Annotated in this window: 22 protein-coding genes and 1 pseudogene; 11 read left to right on the top strand and 12 right to left on the bottom strand. The window is 59.4% G+C overall.

The window, feature by feature from the left end:
• Positions 1 to 25: 25 nt before the first annotated feature.
• Genes AC07OV_RS27815 through AC07OV_RS27805 form a run of 3 tightly spaced genes read right to left on the bottom strand, consistent with a single transcriptional unit; the run spans position 26 to position 2,299 of the window.
• Positions 26 to 937, bottom strand: a complete 912-nt coding sequence (locus AC07OV_RS27815) for a 5'-nucleotidase (protein WP_176998258.1) — start codon at positions 935 to 937, stop codon at positions 26 to 28.
• A 16-nt stretch (positions 938 to 953) separates the two neighbouring features.
• Positions 954 to 1,916 (bottom strand): putative 2-dehydropantoate 2-reductase, encoded by a 963-nt coding sequence (locus AC07OV_RS27810; protein ID WP_495093403.1) that lies wholly within the window; start codon positions 1,914 to 1,916, stop codon positions 954 to 956.
• A complete protein-coding gene (locus AC07OV_RS27805) occupies positions 1,913 to 2,299 on the bottom strand; it encodes a thioredoxin family protein (RefSeq protein ID WP_495093402.1) in 387 nt (128 codons plus the stop codon). The genes AC07OV_RS27810 and AC07OV_RS27805 overlap by 4 nt, the downstream gene beginning before the upstream one ends.
• Here AC07OV_RS27805 and AC07OV_RS27800 point away from each other — a divergent pair.
• Together AC07OV_RS27800 and AC07OV_RS27795 are read left to right on the top strand one after the other, a co-directional pair.
• Complete coding sequence (locus AC07OV_RS27800; protein ID WP_494997820.1) at positions 2,298 to 2,732, top strand: PilZ domain-containing protein; 435 nt, start codon at positions 2,298 to 2,300, stop codon at positions 2,730 to 2,732. The genes AC07OV_RS27805 and AC07OV_RS27800 overlap by 2 nt on opposite strands.
• Before the next feature lie 131 nt (positions 2,733 to 2,863).
• Positions 2,864 to 3,940 carry a 3-deoxy-7-phosphoheptulonate synthase gene (locus AC07OV_RS27795; protein WP_010211874.1) on the top strand — a complete coding sequence of 359 codons (1,077 nt, stop codon included), beginning with the start codon at positions 2,864 to 2,866 and terminating at the stop codon, positions 3,938 to 3,940.
• Positions 3,941 to 4,005: 65 nt separating this feature from the next.
• On the opposite strand, the gene AC07OV_RS27790 is transcribed toward AC07OV_RS27795, so the two are convergent.
• Positions 4,006 to 4,287 carry a GNAT family N-acetyltransferase gene (locus AC07OV_RS27790; RefSeq protein WP_003189869.1) on the bottom strand — a complete coding sequence of 94 codons (282 nt, stop codon included), beginning with the start codon at positions 4,285 to 4,287 and terminating at the stop codon, positions 4,006 to 4,008.
• A 612-nt stretch (positions 4,288 to 4,899) separates the two neighbouring features.
• Here AC07OV_RS27790 and oprI point away from each other — a divergent pair.
• Positions 4,900 to 5,151 carry an outer membrane lipoprotei OprI gene (gene oprI, locus AC07OV_RS27785; protein WP_003172710.1) on the top strand — a complete coding sequence of 84 codons (252 nt, stop codon included), beginning with the start codon at positions 4,900 to 4,902 and terminating at the stop codon, positions 5,149 to 5,151.
• 123 nt (positions 5,152 to 5,274) lie between these two features.
• Here oprI and AC07OV_RS27780 read toward each other — a convergent pair whose 3' ends face one another.
• The 3 genes from AC07OV_RS27780 to AC07OV_RS27770 all read right to left on the bottom strand — a co-directional run bounded on the left by AC07OV_RS27780 (position 5,275) and on the right by AC07OV_RS27770 (position 7,283).
• On the bottom strand, positions 5,275 to 6,243 hold the full coding sequence (locus AC07OV_RS27780) for a L,D-transpeptidase family protein (RefSeq protein WP_494997821.1): 969 nt from the start codon (positions 6,241 to 6,243) through the stop codon (positions 5,275 to 5,277).
• 82 nt (positions 6,244 to 6,325) lie between these two features.
• Positions 6,326 to 6,619, bottom strand: coding sequence for a hypothetical protein (locus tag AC07OV_RS27775; RefSeq protein WP_016972348.1), 294 nt, complete (start codon positions 6,617 to 6,619; stop codon positions 6,326 to 6,328).
• A gap of 58 nt (positions 6,620 to 6,677) precedes the next feature.
• Complete coding sequence (locus AC07OV_RS27770) at positions 6,678 to 7,283, bottom strand: arylesterase (RefSeq protein ID WP_176998263.1); 606 nt, start codon at positions 7,281 to 7,283, stop codon at positions 6,678 to 6,680.
• A gap of 10 nt (positions 7,284 to 7,293) precedes the next feature.
• Here AC07OV_RS27770 and AC07OV_RS27765 point away from each other — a divergent pair, with 10 nt between their 5' ends.
• Together AC07OV_RS27765 and AC07OV_RS27760 are read left to right on the top strand one after the other, a co-directional pair.
• Positions 7,294 to 7,977: an ABC transporter ATP-binding protein gene (locus AC07OV_RS27765; RefSeq protein WP_005786391.1), complete on the top strand. Its 684-nt coding sequence runs from the start codon at positions 7,294 to 7,296 to the stop codon at positions 7,975 to 7,977.
• Positions 7,977 to 10,487 (top strand): ABC transporter permease, encoded by a 2,511-nt coding sequence (locus AC07OV_RS27760; protein WP_494997823.1) that lies wholly within the window; start codon positions 7,977 to 7,979, stop codon positions 10,485 to 10,487. Before AC07OV_RS27765 ends, AC07OV_RS27760 begins: the two co-directional genes overlap by 1 nt.
• Positions 10,488 to 10,532: 45 nt before the next feature.
• On the opposite strand, the gene greB is transcribed toward AC07OV_RS27760, so the two are convergent.
• Positions 10,533 to 11,006: a transcription elongation factor GreB gene (gene greB, locus AC07OV_RS27755; protein WP_176998265.1), complete on the bottom strand. Its 474-nt coding sequence runs from the start codon at positions 11,004 to 11,006 to the stop codon at positions 10,533 to 10,535.
• Between the two features lie 131 nt (positions 11,007 to 11,137).
• Positions 11,138 to 12,082, bottom strand: a complete 945-nt coding sequence (locus AC07OV_RS27750; RefSeq protein ID WP_495093401.1) for a hypothetical protein — start codon at positions 12,080 to 12,082, stop codon at positions 11,138 to 11,140.
• A gap of 248 nt (positions 12,083 to 12,330) precedes the next feature.
• Between AC07OV_RS27750 and AC07OV_RS27745 the strand changes: the two genes are divergently transcribed.
• The 3 genes from AC07OV_RS27745 to AC07OV_RS27735 are packed head-to-tail and all read left to right on the top strand — an operon-like array spanning position 12,331 to position 15,674.
• Entirely contained in the window at positions 12,331 to 13,257 is a 927-nt protein-coding gene (locus AC07OV_RS27745) for an ABC transporter ATP-binding protein (protein WP_176998267.1), read from the top strand.
• Entirely contained in the window at positions 13,254 to 13,979 is a 726-nt protein-coding gene (locus tag AC07OV_RS27740) for an ABC-2 transporter permease (RefSeq protein ID WP_495093400.1), read from the top strand. The genes AC07OV_RS27745 and AC07OV_RS27740 overlap by 4 nt, the downstream gene beginning before the upstream one ends.
• Positions 13,980 to 13,994: 15 nt before the next feature.
• Positions 13,995 to 15,674 (top strand): Gldg family protein, encoded by a 1,680-nt coding sequence (locus AC07OV_RS27735; protein WP_495093399.1) that lies wholly within the window; start codon positions 13,995 to 13,997, stop codon positions 15,672 to 15,674.
• A 4-nt stretch (positions 15,675 to 15,678) separates the two neighbouring features.
• Here AC07OV_RS27735 and AC07OV_RS27730 read toward each other — a convergent pair whose 3' ends face one another.
• The 3 genes from AC07OV_RS27730 to AC07OV_RS27720 all read right to left on the bottom strand — a co-directional run bounded on the left by AC07OV_RS27730 (position 15,679) and on the right by AC07OV_RS27720 (position 18,207).
• A complete protein-coding gene (locus tag AC07OV_RS27730) occupies positions 15,679 to 15,987 on the bottom strand; it encodes a class I SAM-dependent methyltransferase (RefSeq protein WP_176998270.1) in 309 nt (102 codons plus the stop codon).
• 260 nt (positions 15,988 to 16,247) lie between these two features.
• Positions 16,248 to 16,682, bottom strand: coding sequence for a DoxX family protein (locus AC07OV_RS27725; RefSeq protein WP_494997827.1), 435 nt, complete (start codon positions 16,680 to 16,682; stop codon positions 16,248 to 16,250).
• 103 nt (positions 16,683 to 16,785) lie between these two features.
• Positions 16,786 to 18,207 carry an MltF family protein gene (locus AC07OV_RS27720; protein WP_176998272.1) on the bottom strand — a complete coding sequence of 474 codons (1,422 nt, stop codon included), beginning with the start codon at positions 18,205 to 18,207 and terminating at the stop codon, positions 16,786 to 16,788.
• 236 nt (positions 18,208 to 18,443) lie between these two features.
• Between AC07OV_RS27720 and AC07OV_RS27715 the strand changes: the two genes are divergently transcribed.
• The 3 genes and pseudogenes from AC07OV_RS27715 to AC07OV_RS27705 form a co-directional block, all read left to right on the top strand.
• The gene (locus tag AC07OV_RS27715) at positions 18,444 to 19,250 is read left to right on the top strand and encodes a TatD family hydrolase (protein WP_494997828.1); all 807 of its coding nucleotides are present in this window, start codon (positions 18,444 to 18,446) and stop codon (positions 19,248 to 19,250) included.
• Positions 19,251 to 19,346: 96 nt separating this feature from the next.
• Positions 19,347 to 20,828, top strand: coding sequence for a methyl-accepting chemotaxis protein (locus tag AC07OV_RS27710; RefSeq protein WP_176998274.1), 1,482 nt, complete (start codon positions 19,347 to 19,349; stop codon positions 20,826 to 20,828).
• Between the two features lie 198 nt (positions 20,829 to 21,026).
• Positions 21,027 to 22,206, top strand: a pseudogene (locus AC07OV_RS27705) (type IV secretion protein Rhs); the annotation flags it as partial.

Here is a 22,206-nt window from a genome sequence, read left to right as displayed (position 1 = left end):
CTCGCCGATCTCGACTGACTTAGCGCTACGACTGGATCTTCAACTCGTTGCTGATGCCATGGGGCACATGCCCGGTGGCGACCACCTCCCTGGCTTTCTCGCAATGACCGGCCTGGTCATCGAAAAACACATCGGCGGCGAATGCCTCCAGGAAGGCCGATTTTTCCAGCCCTCCAAGAAACAGAGATTCGTCCAGGCGGATGTCCCATTCGCGCAACGTGCGAATCACCCGCTCATGGGACGGCGCCGAGCGTGCCGTCACCAGTGCGGTGCGGATCGGGCAGGCCTCGTCGGGGAACTCACGCTGCAACAGGTTGAGCGCTGCCAGGAATCCCTTGAACGGACCACCGTGCAAAGGCTGGCGCGCCGATTCTCGCTCGCTGGCCTGGAATGCGGCTAATCCACCCTCCTGGTAGACACGCTCAGACTCGTCGGAAAACAGCACCGCATCGCCATCGAACGCAATCCGCAGTTCCTCACTCGATGCCCGGCGTGCGCCGCCTGACAGGATTGTCGCCGCAGCGAAACCGGCGTCCAGTGCACTGCGCACATCTTCAGCGTGGGTGGATAGAAACAGGTGACAACCAAAGGCGGCGAGATAAGGATAGGGACTACGGCCGCCAACGAACGCAGCGCGGGAAATATCCAGGCCGTAATGCTGGATCGAATTGAACACGCGCAGCCCGGTGTCGGCGCTGTTGCGCGACACCAGCACCACTTCGACCCGCGCACGGCCCAGGCTGGCGTTGAGGCTGAGCAGCTTTTTGACCAGCGGGAAGGCGTCACCGGGTTCGAGGGTTTCCTCCTCGTGATCAATCTGGTACTTGCGGTAAGCCTCGACGCCTTGCGCGAGGTAGACCTTGTGGCTGTCACTGAGGTCGAACAGCGCCCGTGACGAAATCGCCAGCACCAGCTTGTCGCCCAATCCCTTCGCCATCGCGCTTCCCTCCGACTCAGCGGTTATGCCGATCAATAAAACTCAAGGCCTGGTAAAGCGCCTGCATGCGCGGCAGCTCGCAACCGGCAGCCTTGGCGGCGGCCAATGGTCGAGCATAGATGGCGGCCAGCTCCAGGGGACGTTTGTGCACGTGGTCGTGGTACATGCTCGGCAGGTAGTCATCCATGGTTTCGGTCATGGCGAACATCTGCTCGGCGTAGCTTGCAGGAATTTCATGGCCACAAGCGTGGGCGCCCCGCACCACTTCAGCCATCAACGCCTGGATCAGTTCACGGCTGGACTCGTCCGCCATCATTGCGGTCGTGCCCGTGCCCAGTAAGACAGAGAGACCGTTATAAGGCACGTTCCACACCAGCTTGTGCCAGCGCGCCTGGTGCACGTTGGCCATGGCCTGGGACTCGATACCTGCCGTGTGAAACAGCGCGGCGCCCTCTTCGACAATCGCTTTCTGCCGGGACTCATCGTTGGCCGCCGTGCCGCTGTGATAGCCGAGATTGACCCGGCCCAGTGCCTGATGTTCAACGACGCCAGGGCCGGAGCGGTGCACGCCGATGTAACACAGCCCGCCCAGCAGGTGCAGCGAGGGCGGCAGGTGCTCACGCAGGCTGTCTTCCACATCCAGGCCGTTCTGCAACAGCACCACCTTGGCATCCGGCGCCGCGACCTGGGCGATGGTCGGTGCCAGGTCGACATTGCCGGTGGACTTGGTGCCTACCAGCAGCCAGTCGCACGGCGGCATGTCGGCAGCGCGGGCGTAGGCTTGCACCGGGTGCAAATGCAGTGCCCCGTGCACGGTGCTGTTGAGATGCAAACCGTGCTCGATGACCGCCGCATACTCACTGCGCAGCAGAAAATGCACATCGAAACCGGCACGCGCCAGCATCAAGCCGTAGAACCCACCGATGGCCCCGGTGCCAATGATGCCAATGCGGGGAGACTTGAGTGCAACTGCGGTCATGGCAAATCCTCTGGTGTGCGGGTGAGTGCCTGGTTCAGGGCTTCAGTTAGGTCGGACTGTGTAAGACGCGTCTGTAATTGCCCCAGGAACTGACCCTTGCACACGAGGAACAACGCGGGCAAATGAAAGATCTGGTAGCGTTCGACCGCACCACCGTTGTGCCCGGCGTCCACCCAGCACACCCGGTCCACCGGCAAATGCCAGCCAGGCAATTGCTGGCGTGCCCAACGGCAACTGGAACACCCTACACTGGTGAACACCACGAGCGAAATACCTGGCAATCCCAGCAATTGCTGGTCAATATCCAGGTCGGTCAATTCCAGTTCCTTCACTATACTGCTGCCACCGCCGTCAATTGGACGGTGCTCGGAGTCCGTGTACATGGGTCGTTTTTTACCTCACCCTGATGATGTCGCTGTCGAGTTAATCCAACGTCCCTCACCTGCCATCCCCCGCCAACGCCTGCACACTATCGGCCTGGGCGGCATCGCCTGTCACTGGCCACGTGCCTGGCGCGAAGGCACGGCGGTTGATCTGCACATTCCCTCATTGGGCGCCAGCGCGCGTTATCCGGGGTATGTGGCGTGGTGCCGCAAGGTAGAAAACGGCTACCGCGTCGGAGTGTCGTTTACCGATGAACATGCCCTGTTCGGCGCGCGGATGGGTGAGCAAGCATGCCGGATGGAGCGCTATTGCCGCCAGCATGAAGACGCCGAGCCGACACCCGAGCAACTCGAAGCCCTGGCCCGCGAGTGGGTCTCGCGCCATGCCGGCGAGTTCTCCCATGAGGCCTTTGTGGCGCCAGCACTGGATTAAAGCGGGTTTTGCCCATTGTCGCGGGCCCGTGTTACGCGCTAAGGTTCCTCCCCCCTGCATTCAAATCATGCTGTGCTCCGCCGCACGGGGATGGCTGGCGGCCGGCACCCGTGACCCTGACGAGTAACACGATGGCTGATTTACCGATCAATGACCTTAACGTCGAATCCAACGAGACCCTGATCACACCCGATCAGCTCAAGCGCGAAATCCCCCTGAGCGACGCTGCCCTGCAGACCGTCACCAAGGGCCGCGAAGTCATCCGTGACATTCTCGACGGCACCGACCACCGCCTCTTCGTCGTCATCGGGCCTTGCTCGATCCACGACCTCAAGGCCGCCCACGAATACGCCGAGCGCCTTAAGGTGCTGGCGGCAGAAGTGTCCGACACCTTGTACCTGGTGATGCGCGTCTACTTCGAAAAACCGCGCACCACCGTCGGCTGGAAAGGCTTGATCAACGACCCGTACCTGGACGACTCGTTCAAGATCCAGGATGGCTTGCACATCGGTCGCCAGTTGTTGCTGGACCTGGCTGAAATGGGCCTGCCCACCGCCACCGAAGCGCTTGACCCGATCTCCCCGCAATACCTGCAGGACCTGATCAGCTGGTCGGCCATTGGCGCACGCACCACCGAGTCCCAGACCCACCGTGAAATGGCCTCCGGCCTGTCGTCGGCCGTGGGCTTCAAGAATGGCACCGACGGCGGCCTGACCGTGGCGATCAACGCCCTGCAATCGGTCTCCAGCCCGCACCGTTTCCTGGGGATCAACCAGGAAGGTGGCGTGTCCATCGTCACCACCAAGGGCAATGCCTACGGTCACGTTGTATTGCGCGGCGGCAACGGCAAGCCCAACTATGACTCGGTCAGCGTTGCGCTGTGCGAGCAGGCGTTGAACAAGGCCAAGATCAAGCCAAACATCATGGTCGACTGCAGCCACGCCAACTCCAACAAGGACCCGGCCCTGCAACCGCTGGTGATGGAGAACGTCGCCAACCAGATTCTGGAAGGCAACCAGTCGATCATCGGCCTGATGGTCGAGAGCCACCTGAACTGGGGCTGCCAGGCGATTCCAAAAGACCTGGCCGACTTGCAATACGGCGTGTCGATCACCGATGCCTGCATCGACTGGTCCGCCACCGAAAACACCCTGCGCAGCATGCACGCCAAACTCAAGGACGTTTTGCCCAAGCGCAAACGCACCTGAGTACACACTGCGCACACAAAAACGCCGGGCTAAGCCCGGCGTTTTTCAGGGTGCTGTCTCAAGCTTTACAGCTTCGCGGCATGGCGCTGGTGGCGCTCCATGTAGCGTTCGACATAAGAGCACGAAGGGATCACCGTGTAGCCGGCCTCTTCGGCGAACTTCAGGGCTTCCTCGGTCAATGCCGCTGCAATGCCACGGCCTCGCAGTGCGTTGGGCACGAAGGTCCGATAGATATCCAGGGTCTGTTTGCCGAGGTCCATATAGGTCAGATAGGCACGATGACCGTCCACATTGGTCTCGAACTGATGACCAGCCTGGTCATGGTGGATGGACAACGCCTCGCTCATCACTACTCCTCGCGGGTCTTGTATTGCGACCCCTACCTTACCGATGTTTTTCCGGCGAAGGAACATCTACGCCACCCCGTGCCGGTTCCGACAACGAGAAAACCTATAGCGCTCACAACCAGCACGTAGGGAATAGTAGGCACTATTACTGCAATAGCTCAAGGCGCGCTTGTCATCCCCTGCCGCTGGAGGTTACAGAAAGGGCTTCGATCAACCGATGACCGATAGCCTGAACATTGCCGGCAGTTGAAGCTTGAGACGAACTGCCGCTCTTAAAGTCACCTCTACATGCGCAAAAGATGCCAGCTGAGGTAAAGCCAAGCCGAAGCTAAGTGTCAACGCCGATATATAATTCTTCACCTGTTTAGCCGGCCTAACACATGCTGGCCGGACCTTTCAGGCTGGATCCAGTTCCCGGAAAAATGAAAAAAACTGGACAGTTTTTATACAAACCTCCAAAAGATTAGCCAAAATAGATTCGGCGCAAGAATTTTTTTTGCTTCTTGCGCTACGTCAGTTTACTTACTACAAGTAATGAGTAGTATGTACGCCGGCTATCAGCTCACTCTGAGAAAGTAGCCATTTAATAGAAAGTCCTTGAAGGGGAACACGATGAACAACGTTCTGAAATTCTCTGCTCTGGCTCTGGCCGCAGTTCTGGCTACCGGTTGCAGCAGCGTCTCCAAAGAAACCGAAGCTCGTCTGACTGCAACTGAAGACGCAGCAGCTCGCTCCCAGGCTCGTGCAGACGAAGCCTACCGTAAAGCTGATGAAGCTCTGGCTGCTGCTCAAAAAGCACAACAGACTGCTGACGAAGCTAACGAGCGCGCTCTGCGCATGCTTGAAAAAGCTAGCCGCAAGTAATAATCCCTCGGGGTTGTTATCAAGCCGATCCATTTATGGATCGGCTTTTTTATTGCCCAAGGTTTTGTACCTGAACCGCGGGCAATAAAAAGCCCGCCGTAGCGGGCTGTTAATCGAACAGCGTTACTGCTGCAGGTCGATCGGCGCGCTGGCTGCGACCGAAGCTGTACCCGGCACACCGATTTCCGTGGGCAACCCGTCTTCCGCCGCGACCACATCACGCACCTGGTCCCAGTTGACCCGCAGGTTATTGGCCAGGTCTTCACGCTTGAGCAGCGCGTTGATGACGGCCGTGTGCTTGTCGACCACCGACGGTGTGCCATCGTCGTTCAGCGGCGTATGCGCTTCCAGATACACCTTGCCACCACTGCTGCCGAACTTGTACGCGTCGTTGATGATGCGCACCGACGTACCGACCGGCACCATGCCGGCCATTTCCAGCACATTGTTGTTGAACATGCGGAAGCAGCCGTGGCTTGTACGCGTGCCGATACCAAATTTCATGTTGGAGCCGTGGATCAGGTAACCCGGCGTGCCCAGGGTGAACTTGAACGGCCCCAGCGGGTTGTCCGGACCGGCAGGCACTACGTTAGGCAACGGGTCGCCATTAGCAGCGTGCTCGGCCTTGATCGAGGCAGGTGGTGTCCATGTCGGGTTCGGCGTCTTCGCGATGATACTGGTGTGGGCAATCGGCGAGCCCCAGCCCTCACGACCAATCCCCAACGGGAAGGTGTAGACCACGTTCTGCCCTTTCGGGAAGTAGTAGAGCCGGTACTCCGCCAAGTTGATCACAATGCCCTCGCGCGGGCCGGGCGGCAGGATGAAGCGGGTCGGCAGCACAATTTCGGTACCGGCGCCGGGCAACCAGGCATCCACGCCGGGGTTGGCCGCAACCATCTCCGAATAGCCCAGGTCATAGGTGGTGCCAAGGTCGGCAAAGGTGTCTTCGTACTTGGCCTTGATCACCTGGACCTGACCGACGATATCTTCACCTGGCGGCGGCAAAGGCAACTGCAAGGCTGCTGCCGAACCTGCGGCGCAAAGGGCAGCAAGAGACAGGCAGCAGGTAACGACGGAAAGGCGCGACAACATCCGGAAAATCCTTCGCAGAACGACGGGTAGGGAAAAGTTGATTGTATACGCGAAGCGAACTTCAAGCACCACGCGGGCGGCGTTACAACTCGAAGCGCAGCTCCGGCCAGATCGGCGGCGTACCGCGCTTCTGAGACTCGAGAATCGCCCTGCACAGCGGGCACAGGCGTTGGTCCTGGAAGATCGAGCGATCCACCGATGACCAGCGCGGCTGGGCCGGCAGCAACGTCCCGCAGAGCGTGCGGTCAATCGAGCCACCCAGCTCCAATTGACGTGCGACCAGATGCACCCGGACTTCCTGGCAGGCGAACAGATCCAACTGCTCGTCAGGCTCGATCAGTTGGTAGTTGAACAGGGACCAGGCAGGACGCGACATCGGGGGCTCCAGATCGGGGGGGCGCCACCTTAGCCGAAAGCCTGCCGGTAGAAAAGCGTCATAGCAGCGGTTTTAGCGTCGGCCAGACATTTTCCAGCAACTTGCCCTGGGCGCCGACGGCTGGGTGCAATCCATCGGCCTGCATCAACTCCGGATGACCACCGATGCCGTCCAGGAAAAACGGCACCAGCGGCACGTCTTTCTCCTTGGCCAGGGTGCCATAGACTTCGGCAAAGGCGTTGGTGTAGCGCGGGCCATAATTGGGTGGCAGCTGCATCCCCAGCAACAGCACCTTGGCACCGATGGCTTTGGAGCGGTCGATCATGGAAGCAAGATTTTGTTGCAATTGCGCCGGTGGCTGACCCCGCAGGCCATCGTTGCCGCCCAACTCGATGATCACGACTTCGGGTTTATGCTCTGCAAGTGCCGCCGGCAGCCGCGCCAGGCCTCCGGCACTGGTGTCACCGCTGATGGACGCGTTGACCACTTTATCGTCGAAACCTTCCTGCTTGAGCCGTTGCTCGAGCAGTGCGACCCACCCTTTGCGGGTATCCAGGCCGAAACCGGCACTGATACTATCGCCAACGATCAGGACTGTACCCGCCGCTGCGTTCTGGGCCATGCACATCAAGGCCAGGCCAGCACTCAAAAACCACATTCGCATCGGATTCTCCATGGGCGCAAGCATTCTCACCGCGCGGAACCTTAGCAAAGTGGTTCCCAGCGCGGAAGGTGAACTGACTATCCTGCACGAACTGAGCCTGGAACTGAACAAGGGCGACAGCCTGGCCATCGTCGGCAGTTCCGGTTCCGGCAAATCCACCCTCCTCGGCCTTCTGGCCGGCCTAGACCTGCCCAGCAGCGGTGAAGTCACCCTCGCCGGCCAAGCCTTGAGTACCCTCGATGAAGACCAGCGCGCACGCATCCGTGCCGAGCACGTCGGCTTCGTCTTTCAATCCTTCCAATTGCTCGACAGCCTCAACGCCCTGGAAAACGTCATGCTGCCGCTGGAACTGGACGGTCGCAAAGACGCCCGCGAGCGCGCCAGGCACCTGCTTGAGCGTGTAGGCCTGGGCCAACGCCTGACCCACTCGCCGCGCCAGCTGTCCGGTGGCGAGCAACAACGGGTGGCGATTGCCCGGGCGTTTGCCGCCGAACCGGACGTGCTGTTTGCCGATGAACCCACCGGCAACCTCGACAGCCACACCGGCGAGCGCATCAGCGACCTGCTGTTCGAACTCAATAAAGAGAGCGGCACGACCCTGGTGCTGGTCACCCACGACGAGCGCCTGGCCCACCGTTGCCGACGCCTGATCCGCCTTGAAGCCGGCCTGATGGTCGCGCCCCTGGAGCCTTGATGGCACGTTTGCCGCTGTTGCGCCTGTTCAGCCTTGCCATGCGCCAATTGCTGCGCGACGCCCGCGCCGGTGAATTGCGCGTGCTGTTTTTCGCCCTGCTGGTGGCTGTGGCCGCCAGCACCGCCATCGGTTATTTCGGGGCGCGTCTCAACGGCGCCATGCTGTTGCGCGCCACCGAGTTCCTCGGTGCCGACCTGGTGCTGGAAGGCAGCTCGCCCGCACGCCCCGAGCAAATCAAATCCGGGACCGAGCTGGGCCTGGATCACGCACGCATCGTCGAGTTCTCCAGTGTCATCGCTGCCGACAGCGGCATTCAGCTGTCGAGCATCAAGGCCGTCAACGAGCAGTACCCGCTGCGTGGAGAACTGAAAAGCGCCGCCGAACCCTATGGGGCCGAAACGCCCGGCGGCGGCCCCAAGCCCGGCGAAGCTTGGGTGGAAGCACGGCTGCTGACTGCGCTGAACCTGAAGGTCGGCGACAGCATCGATGTCGGCATGAAAACCCTACGCCTTGCGCGCATCCTCACCTATGAGCCCGACCGAGCCGGCAACTTCTACAGCCTCACGCCACGGGTGATGATCAACCTGTCGGACCTGGACGCCACCGGCGTGGTCCAGCCAGGCAGTCGCGTGAGCTACCGCGAACTGTGGCGCGCGCCCCAGGGCAGCACGGCGCTGCAAACCTACCGCGACCTGGTCAAGCCGGGGCTTGCTGCCAACCAACGCCTGCAGGATTCGCGCGATGGCAACCAGCAAATCGGCGGCGCTCTGGGCAAGGCCGAGCGCTACCTGAACATGGCCAGCCTGGTTGCGGTGCTGCTGGCCGGTGTGGCGGTGGCATTGTCCGCCAACCGCTTCGCCAGCCGTCGCTTCGATGCCAGTGCTTTGCTGCGTTGCCTCGGGCTGTCACGACGTGAAGCTATGCTGCTGTTCAGCCTGCAACTGGCCGTACTGGGCCTGCTGGCGAGTCTCGCCGGCGCGCTGCTGGGCTGGCTGGCGCAATTTGGCCTGTTCTACTTCCTGCATGATTTGCTGCCCGCTGATGTGCCACCAGGTGGGCTGCTGCCCGCCGTCGCGGGCATCGGCACCGGGCTGGTCGCCCTCGCCGGCTTTGCCCTGCCGCCGCTGGCCGCGCTGGGCCGCGTGCCACCGTTGCGCGTGTTGCGCCGGGACCTGCTGCCGATCCCGTCCAGCACCTGGATGGTCTACGGTGCAGCATTGTTCGCGTTGGGCCTGATCATGTGGCGCCTGAGCCTCGACCTGGTGCTGACCTTCGCTTTGTTGGGCGGCGGTGTCATCGCTGCGCTGATACTGGGTGGCTTGCTCCTGCTGCTGTTGCAAAGCTTGCGGCGGCTGCTGGCGCGTGCGTCCCTGCCGTGGCGCCTGGGCCTTGGCCAGTTGTTGCGTCACCCACTGGCAGCGGCCGGTCAATCCCTGGCGTTTGGGCTGATCTTGTTATCCATGGGTTTGATTGCCTTGTTGCGCGGCGAACTGCTCGACACCTGGCAGAACCAGTTGCCAAAGGACGCGCCCAACTATTTCGCCTTGAACATCCTGCCCGCCGACAAGGACGCCTTTGGCGCCCGCCTGCTCGAAGTGCAAGCGCAATCGGCGCCGCTCTACCCCGTGGTGCCGGGCCGGTTGATCAGCATCAATGGCGAACCTGTACAGCAGATCGTCAGCAAGGACTCCAGCGGCGATCGTGCGGTGCAACGTGACCTGAGCCTGACGTGGGCCGCCGACCTGCCACCGGGCAACGTCGTGACGGCCGGATCCTGGTGGTCGCAGCAGCCGGGCGATGAAATACCAGGCGTGTCGGTAGAAGCCAAGGTTGCCGAGAGCCTGAAGCTCAAGCTCGACGATCACCTGGTCTTTACCGTTGGCGGGGAAAACCGCGAAGCGCGGGTAACCAGCCTGCGCACCATCAACTGGGACAACTTCCAGCCCAACTTCTTCATGATCTTCCAGCCGGGTACCCTGAAGGACCTGCCGGCCACTTACCTCACCAGCTTCTACCTGGCGCCAGGCCATGACCAACAGATCGTCGACCTCTCCCGGGCCTTCCCGGCGGTGACTATCCTGCAGGTCGAGGCATTGCTCGAACAGCTGCGCAGCATCCTCGCCCAGGTGACCCTGGCAGTAGAGTATGTGCTGCTGTTTGTGCTGGCCGCCGGGATGGCCGTGCTGTTCTCGGGCTTGCAAGCCACCCTGGACGAACGGATTCGCCAGGGCGCGCTGTTACGGGCGCTGGGTGCCGAACGCAAGCTGCTGGTCAAGGCGCGGCGCATCGAGTTCGGTTTGCTGGGTGCGGTCAGTGGCTTGCTGGCAGCACTGGGCACGGAGCTGGTAACACTGGTGTTGTACCGCTACGCCTTTGACCTGGCCTGGCACCCTCACCCATGGCTGTTGCTACTGCCTGTGATCGGAGCGGTGCTGATCGGCGGAGCCGGTGTATTCGGTACACGCCGAGCGCTGAACGCCAGCCCGTTGACGGTGCTGCGCGAAGGTTGAAACGACGATGGCCCGCGCACTGTCCGGTGCGCGGGCCATCAATGGTTACTTCACATACTCGATACCGGTGATCCACCAGCACACTTCGCCGCCCGGGGTCTGCACAATGGCCTCATCGTCCACCTCCTTGCGCAGCAAGGCCCTGGCCATGGGCGAATCGATGGAGATGTAATCCATCCGATCGTAAATCTCGTCATACCCGACGATGCGAAAGCGCTTGGTCTCGCCCGCCTCGTTTTCAATATCGACCCACGCACCGAAGAACACCTTGCCCTCCTGCTCGGGCATGTACTCCACAACCCGCATGTCTTCCAGGCGCTTGCGCAGGTAGCGCACCCGCCGATCAATCTCGCGCAGCAGTTTCTTGTTGTACTGGTAATCGGCGTTTTCACTGCGATCCCCCAGGGACGCCGCCCAAGTCACCTTGCGGGTAGTGTCCGGGCGCTTTTCCCGCCACAGGTAATCCAGCTCTTTTTTCAGCGCTTCATGACCTTCTTTGGTAATCAGCTTGGTACTCAAACGCTTGCATCCCCAGGCAAAGTCCAACGGTGCCGATCCGCCAAGGCTTCATGCCCTGGCGTCGGCTGGTTAAGTCGATGATAAATGAACCACGCAAAGTAGCCAGTTCAGTGCGCAATTCGCCGCCCCCCTCAAGCTTCCAGGGACTGATCCAACTCGGCGAGTACACCTCGCAGGCTCGATTGCAGCTGCGACAGGCGGGCCGTCATCCGCGCCAGTTCCTGGGTTTTCTGGCTGACCTCCAACGCTCGCGTATCCAATGTCGCCGCACGTTGTTCCAGCTCACGATTGCGCTCATCCATCGTGCCTTGCTCCTGTCGCAACCTCGCGTGCCACTGCTCGAGCATCGACTCACGCTCTGTTATCGCAAGCTTCTGGTGTGTCAGCTCCTGGGCAACCCGGGCAAGATTGGTCAGCGTACTGTCCACCTCGACCAACGAGGCATGGTCCATCTGCGCGTGAACGACCGGCTGCACGGGCGGTGCAGTTGCCACTACGGCGCACTGCGGGATGACTTCAACAGGCGGATCTGGAAGTGGCTGCTCCACAGGCTGCGGCGGATCGACATCTTTGGGGGGCGAGGTCATTTGCGACGAGAAACGAATGGACGGCACGATCAATGAAGCACTTTCGATAGCCGGCAACACAGGGGCAGACATGCCCAAGGTAATCACTTTCATCACCAGGGCTTTCTTGATGATCACCGAGTGATGGTCTTCAGGCCTGGCAGGTGGCAACTTGCAGCCCTTCAAATCAATGAAGTGATACGGGACCGATGCCTCCACACCTCCCGCTTTAGCACCTGATCCTGCCGCCACCATCAGGATTTGTTTAAACACATGCATGGCCGCCTGCAGGTCTTCCTTGGCGTCCACACCACTCAAGAAATACCGATCATGTTTTTTGCGCAACGCAGCAATGTAGACCCTGGAACTCCCTGGCTCCATTTCCTCATCCAGGCTGTAGACAAGAAAATTGGACGCGGCTTGAGCAACAGCGAACCCACAGAGCAATGCACCGTTGACGGGCGCATCCTGACCGCCACGTTCAAGAACAAGGGTACGTAGAAGCATCATGATAGACAGGCCTCACTATAAAAAGAACAACATCACATAAACATTCGATAAACAGCCAACCAGTAATAAGCATCAGAACAAAACAATTGTTTCAGCGAACAATCAAGCCAAGCGTAGGATTTGCCTTATAAATCCAGGCGCGCATTCCCAATCAAAATAAACGAACGTACCCTCTTTTAAATCGCGCACTACTGCACGCACGCTTATGGCACCACTCAAATGCTCTACCACACTTGTTCGGTAAAATAATGATCGAAATAAGCAACCTGACAAAAACCCTGGGTAAAAAACGCATCATCAGTGAGTTGTCACTTCGTGTTAAGCATCAGGAATGCGTGGGTCTGCTGGGTGGCAGTGGTGCGGGTAAAACCACACTTCTCAATTTAATAGCTGGTGTGATGAAACCGACAGCGGGCGATATAAAGATTCAGGAATTCAATACCAGGCTTCATCCACTTCAAGTAAAAAAGCGCATTGGCTATCAACGTGAAACGGCACTTTGCCACCCCACAATGTCAGTCAACAGCTTTCTCAACTTCATTGCCTCCCTGCACGGGCTCAGGGGCGCTGAAAAACGCCGTCGCATTGACCTTGCGGCTTCACGCCTGGCACTTTGGCCCGTGCTGGATTACCCCATCGATACCCTTCCGATGGGACTGAAACGCAAGGTGGCCATAGCCCAGGCCATCCTTCATGATCCCGACGTGCTACTGCTTGACGATCCAACCGCAGGGCTCGCGCCCGATCAACAAAACAAGCTCATCGCGCTTATCCGATCCCTGGCCGAAGAGATGGCCGTCATCGTCACCTCCCGCCAAGGTGATGAGTTGGCCACCGTGTGCACCCGCGCGCTAGTCCTTGCAGGTGGACACCTGGTTGCCGATGCTCCGTTTACTCAGTTGCAACGCACTTCTCGCCACTCCCAAGCCATCACGCTGGCCTGCGATATCCCTCTGGACCTGCTGGCATTGGCCGTCTTACCAGGCGTCGCCGGAATCGAAGTGAATCATGACGCTCCCGGCACCGTGACTGTTCTTGCGCTGCCAGGGCACGCTATCTATCTCCCCATAAATGCCCTTATCGCAAACAGAGGGTGGAACATAACAGCCGTGAACCTGGAGCCCGGGCGCGTGGGTGATGTGGTTGATCATCTGAGCCAGGGGAGCCCACTATGAAACTGACCACCCTCATTTTCAAACACCACCTCACCCGTTGCGCCTGCACGCCAAGCATCTACCTGCATATCTCGGTTTTCCTGGCACTCTCCGCTGCGCTGGGATTGCTGACAAACCTTTGGCTGGACAAGGAAAGCAGTAACCTGCAAGTGTTCTTTGAATTCCACCCCTGGCTCTACTTATGGCTAATACCGGCACTGTCGATGCAGTTGTGGGCTGATGAATACAACCGAGGCTTTTCCGAACTCATACAAACGCTGCCGATGACTGCAGCAGAACAGATCGTTGGGAAGTTCCTGGCGGGCTGGACCCTCAGCGGTATTGCTTTAATCCTGACATTCCCTGTCATTGTCGCTGCCAACTTATTGGGCTCCGTGGACAGCAGCGTTGTCTTTTCACAATATATAAGCAGTTGGCTGCTTGCCGGAAGCTACTTATCCATCGGGTGTTTCGTTTGCACACTGACACATCGACGAACCCTTACTCCTATATTAACCATCAGCCTATTACTTGCCGCCACAGGACTTTCTTGTGTCCTCGATGCACTTGAGCATCAAACCCCCATCTGGTTGATAGACAGCCTGACCACCCTTGATGTGTTAATACGCTTCGGTGCTGTCGACAACGGCAAGCTTACTCTGCATGACGGCCTGTATTTCATCAGTATGATCCTGGCCTTTCTGTCCGCGGCGACTGTCACGCTCAACGCTAAAAACAGCTGACAAGGCAAGTACGCTATGCATTCCACTCTTCGCTCAGGCGCCACACTGATCGTCATCCTGTTACTGTTCCTGGCATTCAACCTGGTGTGGGTCGGTAAGATTCCCAACATCCGTTGGGACTTTACACAGCAAAAAGTCCACACATTATCGCCTGCCGCACGCCATTTGGTGACGGCGCTCGAAGACCCGGTGGATTTGTACTATTTCAACGCTCAACGCCATGAAAAAACAAACAACGATGAGAAACGCTATCGCCTGCGCGTGGAAGACCTGCTCAAGGAATACGAGAAAGCGTCGTCAGGCAGGATCAACCTGCACATCATTCACCCCGCCCCTTATTCCGAAGATGCCTACAAGGCCGCGTTATTTGGCTTAGACGAGCGACACGGATTCTTCGGCCTTATCGGCACCCGTGCGGGCCACGCCGCACAACGCATAGAAGCCTTCAACAGCGATAACGAAGCGCTGCTTGAATACGAAATCGGGGACTTGCTGCATAAGCTGTCAAACCCTGAGCGCAGGTCCGTCGGCCTATTGTCCGGATCCCCCATCGATAGATCCTCCGGACGCCTGCTCGCGCAACTAACGCGGCATTTCGACCTGAAGGAGTTGGCGCCACGCCTTGAGCGCGTGCCCCAAACCCTCAAGACACTGATGGTTGCCCACCCGGAAAACCTGCCAGAAAAAGCGCTGTATGCAATCGACCAGTTTGTATTGGGCGGCGGCAAGCTGTTGATGTTTACCGACCCCATGGGCAACACACCTTCCAATGCCATGGCATCGAGAGTCAGTTCAATGCTGACCGGCTGGGGTGTGCACATGCAGATCGGAGGGACAGTCCCAGATAAAACCTTGGCTAGTCCAACCCACCTGACCTTGTCTCGCAAAATGACAAACGTAAACGACATCAGCAGTGAGAATATCAACACACTCACAGTGTCGAGCAACGGCGCTTTATCACGGGTAGAGAAAAGCCGAACCCTCTTCACCCCGCTGCTACACAGTTCAGCGTATTCAACGGTGGTGAAAGTCGGCGGCAATACGCCTATTGAGGGAGCACCTGCCCGAGTGCAACGCGCTGTGATCGCAGCGCGTATCGAGGGGCCCGCTTACTCGGCGTTTTTGGACGGCGTTGAGAGACAGCCTGCCGGCCTACAGAAAGCTTCGCAGATTCATGCGGTGGTCGTTGCTGATGTCGACATGCTCAGTGACGCGCTGAATAACCCAAGCACTAACGACAACACGCAATTTGTCCTCAACATCCTGGACAACCTAGCCACACCTGCGGCACTTGCCGACATTCGTCCCCGCACGATGGCGGATCATTCACTGCACGTGCTCGAAGCCATGCGCGCAGACGCAGCAAAAGCCTATCAGGATAAGGCTGGCGAGCTGGAACGGCGTCTTGAGCGGACGGAGCGAGAATGGCAGTTGTTGCATCCGCAAGCCATGCTGCTCGACCCGCAGCCGGTCGATACCGGTATCCAGCTGCAGGCACTCAACAAGGAGCGACTGCGCCTGCCCATGGAGTTGCACAGCCTGAAAGTCGAAGCCTACGCCCAGGTACAGCGCCTGGTGCTCATCATAAAACTGACATTGATCGCGGCCGTGCCGCTGGTGCTGTGCCTGATTGCCTGGGTACTGTTTTTGTACCAGAACCGTCGTCGAACCTTACCGCGTGAAGCCTTTGATTGACCACTCAGCGACGGGCGATCAAGCCTTGACGCGCGATGCGAACCAGCTGGCCAATCACCTCATCCGCCTCACGTGCACTGGGTGCCTGGATCACAGCAAGGTCAAAGCTGTTATTGGCAAAGCGGGCAAGGGAGTCGCCGTCCTCGACAAATTGGATCAGGAAGGCTGAGGGGCGCCCAGTACGACGCGGCCAGCCGTCCAGGTAACGCAATAGCGTTGGCTGGTGCTTGCCACCCAGGAGAATTTTAGGATTGCGTTGAGTCAGGTCCGCGGTGATCGGGGCCAGGCGTATCAGGGGGCGTAGTGCATTCATCGTGTCGTGTCTCTGCCTCAAAAGTCTGCGGGCAGGTGAGAGGCAACACCGAACCAGCGCTTTAGCGGTATTTCGAAGCCTGCCTCTGGGTGAGTGCATGCTTCTGTCAGGACTGCATCGAGTCCCGCTGGCGCCCCGCAATTAGCTGTTTAAATCGGCGCATGAGCAGCATCCTAGAGAAGCCAATAGGCCAGTGTCAAGAATCCCGAGAGACGAAAAGGCCCGCTCATGGCGGGCCTTTTGAGGTTTTTTGGCAGGTGTCAGCCGGCGATGGCCCGGTCGGCAGACAGCTTGCCTGCCCCTTCCAGCAATACCGCCAGCGAGCCACCGAGCAAGGCCAGGGCGAATTCGTAACCGTTGTTGGCCATGAACAGACCGTTATGGATATGCACAGAGAAGATCGCCACCAGCGACAGGATGGTCAGACCCAACGCCGCAGGGCGAACCAGCAGACCAATGATCAACGCCAGGCCAGCAAAGAACTCCGTACCACCGGACAACACTGCCATCAGGGTACCTGGCGCCAGGCCGATGCTTTCCATCCACTGCGCAGTCCCTGCGAGGCCGTAGCCACCGAACCAGCCGAAGAGCTTTTGCGAACCGTGGGCGGCGAAGATGATGCCGACAAAAATGCGCAGAATCGTCAGGCCGTAACCGGCGCGGGTGGACAGGATGCTTTTGATCAGTGGGCTCATGGGGATAATCCTTTTCAAAGTAGGGGTGGGTTGGCCGCTATATTAATCAGATTAAGCAATGATAAAAGCCGAAAAAATGCCTAATTCATATCGACAAATACGATCACTTGCGTGAGGCAATTTTCGGCGCTGGCGGCTCCAGGGACTCCCGCTCCCGATCAAACGCCAAGTAGTACTTGTTCACGCTATTAACATAGCTGACGCCGCCCATTCCCACTTGCTCCATGGCAATACGCTCGACCTGGAAGAACCACTGATTGGGGTTCAGCCCCCGACGCCGGGCCTCCGCGCGCATGCCCTGCACGCGCTCCGGCCCCATGTTGTAGGCAGCGAGCACAAACGCCATGCGCTCACGCTCGTTCAACTTGGGGCTGGCAAAGAACTTGCGCCGGATCATCGCCAGGTAGCGCGCACCGGCCTGCACATTGCTGTCAAGACTCTCGATATTATTGACGCCCACCCGCTGCGCTGCGGACGGCGTGATCTGCATCAGGCCGGTCGGCCCGCCACTGTTGCGCGCCCCCGGGTCAAACGCCGACTCCTTGAAGGCCAGCGCCGCCAGGTTCAGCCAGTCCATCCCCTGCTCGCGGGCATGCTTCTGCAGCACCGGGCGCAGTTTTTCCAGACGCTGGCGGTCGGCACGGGCCAGTGGGTTGCGGACCTGATAGAGACGACGGTAGATGCGTTGAAAGGCCACATCCTGGTCGGACGGCGTTCGATACGTCTTGAGGAAGCGGTCGATGCTGGCCCGCAGCATCGAAGCGTCCTGACGGACAAACCAATACTCATCGCCCGGCTCGCTGATCGCCACCTGCCGGTCAAAGCGCAACTTGGGCAGGATCTTCGACCAGCGCTCGGCAATCGGTTTTTCAACGATAGTCAGGTGGAAGATCCCGGCCTGCACCATCTCCAGCACATCTTCGACGGCCAGCGTTGGGTCGACCCATTCCACCTTCACCGGCGGCTGCTTGTGCAGGGCGAGCTTCTGGTTGACCTGGCTGATGGCATCCGCAGCCGCACTGCCAGTGGTCAGCGCCAGCGTGCGCCCGGAAAGTTGCTCGAGCTTGGTGAAGCGGCGCTCACCCTTGACGCCCACCAGCCACAAGGGCACATCGCTGGCGATCGGGTCACTGGTGCTGATCTTGTGGGCCGCCTTCACATCCAGCAATTCACCGGGGGCCACCAAGTCGCCTTCACCACGGGCCAACGCACCGAGCAGTTGATCCTTGGCCTTGGGAATGATCTTGAGGGAAATTTCTTCGCCATCACGGGCGTGGCCGTTCAGGTATTGCTCGAATGCACGCAGTCGGTGGTATTCGATACCAATGGCCTGGCCCTGGATTTCACCGGAGCTATTGCGGCTCTGGTTGACCAGCACGCGTAGAGTGCGGCTGGAGCGGATTTGCGCCAGGTCCCGCACCTTGCCGGGCTTGGTCACTTCCAGCGGCCCGTCCAGACGCGCGACCGCCGCCATGGGCAGCGATAACGTCAGGCACAACATAAGCAACGCCGAGGGTCGGATCATCCGCTCTCCGGAAAGAATACTGGCCAACGCCCTCGCGAAAAACGAGACGCTGGGTGTCAGAAACAGAGCGCTTTATGCGCTGGCAAGGCGCGCAACGGTGGCACAGGGTAAGGCACTTGGCCAAACGCAATGTCACTTGCGACGTTCAAAGACAGCTATAACTCGTTGTAGTTCTTCGATTTTCTTATAAATCTACAGCTCTGATATGCTTTCCGACCGCAGGCGGAGGTAGCACCATGCAACTCATTGATATCGGCGTCAACCTGACCAACCCCAGTTTCGACGAGAGGCACCAGGCTGTTCTCGAGCGAGCCTACGCCGCAGGCGTGCAACAATTGGTGCTCACGGGCACCAGCGTCGACGGCAGCGAACAGGCCCTGGAACTGTGCGTAAAACTCGACGAAAGCGGCCAGCGCCTCTTCAGTACCGCCGGTATCCACCCTCATTCCGCCAGCGATTGGAACGGTGACAGCGCTCAACGTTTGCGCGGTTTGCTCAACGAGCCTCGCGTGCGGGCAGTGGGCGAATGCGGGCTGGATTTCAACCGTGATTTTTCCCCACGCCCGCAACAGGAAAAAGTCCTCGAAGAACACCTGGCCCTGGCCGTCGAGCTGAAGCTGCCGGTGTTTCTCCATGAGCGCGATGCCAATCAGCGCCTGCTTGAGATCCTCAAGGACTATCGCGACCACCTCACCGCCGCCGTGGTGCATTGCTTCACGGGCGAACAACAGGCGCTGTTCAGCTACCTCGACCTCGACTTGCACATCGGCATCACTGGCTGGATCTGCGACGAGCGCCGTGGGACGCATCTGCACCCATTAGTCAGGGAAATTCCCCGGGGCCGCCTGATGCTGGAAAGCGATGCCCCTTACCTGCTGCCGCGCACCCTGCGTCCCAAGCCGAAAAACGGCCGCAATGAACCGGCTTATTTGCCCGAAGTGCTGCGCGAAGTAGCGTTGCATCGCAACGAAAGCGTGGAAGACCTGGCCCAGCACAGCACCGCCAGTGCCCGCGCCTTTTTTGGGTTGCCCAACGTGGATTGATGCGGCGCATTGACCCATGTCAAAACCGGTTTTCTGAGTAGCGGCACAATAATGGCACCTTGCCAATGCTGTTTCCGCTATCAGAGAAAACCTTCCATGGGTGCCTGGCTTAGCAATATCTCGCTGAAATACAAATTTTGGGCCGTGAACGCGGTCGCCTTCATCACCACGTTGCTGTTGGTGCTGTACGCCGTGCAGCTCGAGCAACAAGCTCGCAGCGATGCGTCCCAGGCCTCGGCGCAGGCTCAAGGGCGATTGCTCGCCACCTGGCCGACCGACAAAGCGCTCCCCAAGGGCGAACATTGGCTGACGTATAACCGCGGCCAAATCCCACACCTGGCCGATCAAGATCTGTCAGCCTTGAGCAGCGCCAGCGGCTGGGTCGAGCTCAACCACATGCCGTTGCTGGGTGAAAACCCGCTGCTGGGCGCTGAAGTGATCAAGCGCGCAGACGGCCAGAATGTCGCCGTGCTGGCCTACGCGCCCAGCCTGAGCCAGGTGTTCAGTGATCGCTTTGCCAACTACGCCGTGGCCGTTGCGATCCTCATGTTGGCAATGCTCGGCGCCTCACAACTGCTGATCCGTTTTCTGCTCAGCCAGCTCAATACGCTCAAGGATGTGATGCTGCACGTGGAGAAAACCGGCGACTTGTCGGCCCGTGTACCCTTGGCGTGCAAGGATGAGGTCGGCCAGATGGCCACCGCCTTTAACGCCATGCAGGCCGGCTACCAGCGGGTGGTCAGCACCGTGGCACGCACGGCTCAACAACTGGACGACGGCGCCGCACGCCTGGCCAGCAGCATGAACGAGGTGCAGCACGGCATGCTCGGCCAGCAAAGCGAAACCGACCAGGCCGCCACCGCGATCAATGAGATGACGGCCACCGTCTATCACATCGCTCAGCACGCCGGCGCCACGCGTGACCTGTCCCAGACTGCCGACACCCTCGCCGGCAGCGGCCAGGAAGTGGTCACACGCGTACAGCGCTCGATTGCCGGGCTCTCCACCGGTGTGCAACAGACCGCCGAAATGATCCAGAAACTGGCCGAAGACAGCCAGAAGATCAACGGCGTGGTCGGGGTGATCCACAGCATCGCCGAGCAGACCAACCTGCTCGCCCTCAACGCCGCCATCGAAGCCGCCCGCGCCGGGGAAATGGGCCGTGGTTTTGCCGTGGTCGCCGACGAAGTGCGCAACCTGGCCAAGCGCGTGCAAAGCTCCACCGACGAAATCACCCGCATGGTCTCGGCCCTGCAAGCCGGCACCCGCGATGCCGTGGACTTCATGCAGGAAAGCTCGTTCAAGGCCGACGATTGCGTACAACAAGCCCAGGAAGCCGGCGCCGCGCTCGCCGAAATCACCGGTGCGGTCGCGCAAATGCGTGAAAGCAACACCCAGATCGCCGTCGCCGCCGAACAGCAGAGCCACGTCGCCGAAGAGATGAACCGCGCAGTAGTGAGCATCCGTGATGTCACCGAGAATACGGTGCAGCAGACCGTGGACTCGGCGACGACCAGTAATGAGCTGGCAACGTTGGCTGGGGAATTGAGTAAAGCGATTGGGCAATTGAAGCTGTAAGACTTTTTAACCTGTAATCCATCCCCTACGCCAAAGCCTCGGTTTACCCGAGGCTTTGGCGAATCTTCCTAGCATTCCTGGCGAATAACGCCGACTTCTTTCCCCCACCAACCTCTCCAAAGTCTCTCGCCTGATCAATCAGCGCGAGGGACCGCCAATGCACTTCTCTATGAATGCCCCACTTAAAGGGGCGACCTCTTGATTCCGGTGATTGCCAAGCTGGTCTTGGACCCCATGAATGCCAAGTCGCCGGACGTAGAAAGCGTCTTTCGTGATTTCCGGGAATGTCTGAACACCTTTGACGGCTGGGCGGAACGCTTCTGGAGTGGCTCGGCGCTGGAAGTGGAGCAGATATTCAAGGTCGGTGACGAGGTCGCACTTGTCGCCCCGGTTTCCTCCAAAGCACCAAGTCCCACTGTCGGTATGTGCAAAGCCCAGGGTTCGCTAACACTGGTGCACATGTTTGAAAGCACGCAGTTCGTGCCGATCGGCAACACGCCCGTGACGCTCCAAGCCATCGCCCCGGATGGCACCCCAATCGGCCCTCCCCTTCATCGAACCATCGGTCCCAGCGGCATTCTTGAGGTCAAGGATTGCACCCGCGATCAGCATTACCAAATCACTTTTTACCCCAACGTTTCCAAGGCGCATATCCAGGCTCTGTATGCGTCTTATCAGACGGTGATTGTGGGGCTGGAAAGCCGTCTGCGAGCGGAATGGCAGAAGACCTTCAAGCCCCAATGGGATGACTTCGCCAAAGCCACGCCTTTCGAACGCAGTGCGATGCAAGGCCTGGCGTTCTCAACCGGCATTGCCCGGGCGCTCCACCACCTCTGGGACAACGTCACGCAACTTTACGACCTGCTGTCGGACATCCGGGCCAACAGCCAGAAGTTGCTGCACTACATCAGCCAGGGCGAACTCAACGAACTGCTGAAGCTGGGCAAGGACGCGATTGCCCTGGGCTTGTTGATACTCAGTGATGAGCCGCTGCTGTTCATCTATCTGTGCGCAATCGCGGCCTGGATACGCATGCTGCCGCCGCCGGAGATGTATGAGGTGGTGGGCGAAATCACTGGCGAAGTGTTGATCAACCTGCTGCTGATCCGGGCGACCAAAGGCATGGGCGTAAAGCTGCGGCTGGGTGTTCAGGTGCTAGGCGCGATCAAGTCCGGACGGGTGCGCAAGTGGCTTGAGAGGCTGGCCGAGCAGCTTGTTGGACCTCATTTGGAAACGCATGTCGAGGTAGCTAAACCTTTGCTGCTGGGGAGTGCAGCGACGCCGATCAAGATGATTCCGGCTGTGCCGTTGAAGGCCGGGGGCAATCTGGTTTCAAACCCCGTCCCGGCGGTGCGGGAAAAGGCACAACGCACGGTGT

Source organism: Pseudomonas sp. GW821-FHT09A09 (assembly GCF_059418405.1).
Note: the sequence above shows the minus strand (reverse complement) of the source record. Positions and strands in the feature narration are given on the sequence as shown.

Excerpts from the sequence above, each read along its gene's own strand:
- AC07OV_RS27800 (WP_494997820.1), top strand. The coding sequence starts at position 2,298 with ATGGGTCGTTTTTTACCTCACCCTGATGATGTCGCTGTCGAGTTAATC.
- AC07OV_RS27740 (WP_495093400.1), top strand. The coding sequence starts at position 13,254 with ATGAAACTGACCACCCTCATTTTCAAACACCACCTCACCCGTTGCGCC.
- oprI (WP_003172710.1), top strand. The coding sequence starts at position 4,900 with ATGAACAACGTTCTGAAATTCTCTGCTCTGGCTCTGGCCGCAGTTCTG.
- AC07OV_RS27745 (WP_176998267.1), top strand. The coding sequence starts at position 12,331 with ATGATCGAAATAAGCAACCTGACAAAAACCCTGGGTAAAAAACGCATC.
- AC07OV_RS27770 (WP_176998263.1), bottom strand. The coding sequence starts at position 7,283 with ATGCGAATGTGGTTTTTGAGTGCTGGCCTGGCCTTGATGTGCATGGCC.
- AC07OV_RS27780 (WP_494997821.1), bottom strand. The coding sequence starts at position 6,243 with ATGTTGTCGCGCCTTTCCGTCGTTACCTGCTGCCTGTCTCTTGCTGCC.
- AC07OV_RS27730 (WP_176998270.1), bottom strand. The coding sequence starts at position 15,987 with ATGAATGCACTACGCCCCCTGATACGCCTGGCCCCGATCACCGCGGAC.
- AC07OV_RS27765 (WP_005786391.1), top strand. The coding sequence starts at position 7,294 with ATGGGCGCAAGCATTCTCACCGCGCGGAACCTTAGCAAAGTGGTTCCC.
- AC07OV_RS27735 (WP_495093399.1), top strand. The coding sequence starts at position 13,995 with ATGCATTCCACTCTTCGCTCAGGCGCCACACTGATCGTCATCCTGTTA.
- AC07OV_RS27750 (WP_495093401.1), bottom strand. The coding sequence starts at position 12,082 with ATGATGCTTCTACGTACCCTTGTTCTTGAACGTGGCGGTCAGGATGCG.
- AC07OV_RS27805 (WP_495093402.1), bottom strand. The coding sequence starts at position 2,299 with ATGTACACGGACTCCGAGCACCGTCCAATTGACGGCGGTGGCAGCAGT.
- AC07OV_RS27715 (WP_494997828.1), top strand. The coding sequence starts at position 18,444 with ATGCAACTCATTGATATCGGCGTCAACCTGACCAACCCCAGTTTCGAC.
- AC07OV_RS27710 (WP_176998274.1), top strand. The coding sequence starts at position 19,347 with ATGGGTGCCTGGCTTAGCAATATCTCGCTGAAATACAAATTTTGGGCC.
- AC07OV_RS27790 (WP_003189869.1), bottom strand. The coding sequence starts at position 4,287 with ATGAGCGAGGCGTTGTCCATCCACCATGACCAGGCTGGTCATCAGTTC.
- AC07OV_RS27795 (WP_010211874.1), top strand. The coding sequence starts at position 2,864 with ATGGCTGATTTACCGATCAATGACCTTAACGTCGAATCCAACGAGACC.
- AC07OV_RS27810 (WP_495093403.1), bottom strand. The coding sequence starts at position 1,916 with ATGACCGCAGTTGCACTCAAGTCTCCCCGCATTGGCATCATTGGCACC.
- AC07OV_RS27720 (WP_176998272.1), bottom strand. The coding sequence starts at position 18,207 with ATGATCCGACCCTCGGCGTTGCTTATGTTGTGCCTGACGTTATCGCTG.
- AC07OV_RS27725 (WP_494997827.1), bottom strand. The coding sequence starts at position 16,682 with ATGAGCCCACTGATCAAAAGCATCCTGTCCACCCGCGCCGGTTACGGC.
- AC07OV_RS27775 (WP_016972348.1), bottom strand. The coding sequence starts at position 6,619 with ATGTCGCGTCCTGCCTGGTCCCTGTTCAACTACCAACTGATCGAGCCT.
- AC07OV_RS27815 (WP_176998258.1), bottom strand. The coding sequence starts at position 937 with ATGGCGAAGGGATTGGGCGACAAGCTGGTGCTGGCGATTTCGTCACGG.
- AC07OV_RS27760 (WP_494997823.1), top strand. The coding sequence starts at position 7,977 with ATGGCACGTTTGCCGCTGTTGCGCCTGTTCAGCCTTGCCATGCGCCAA.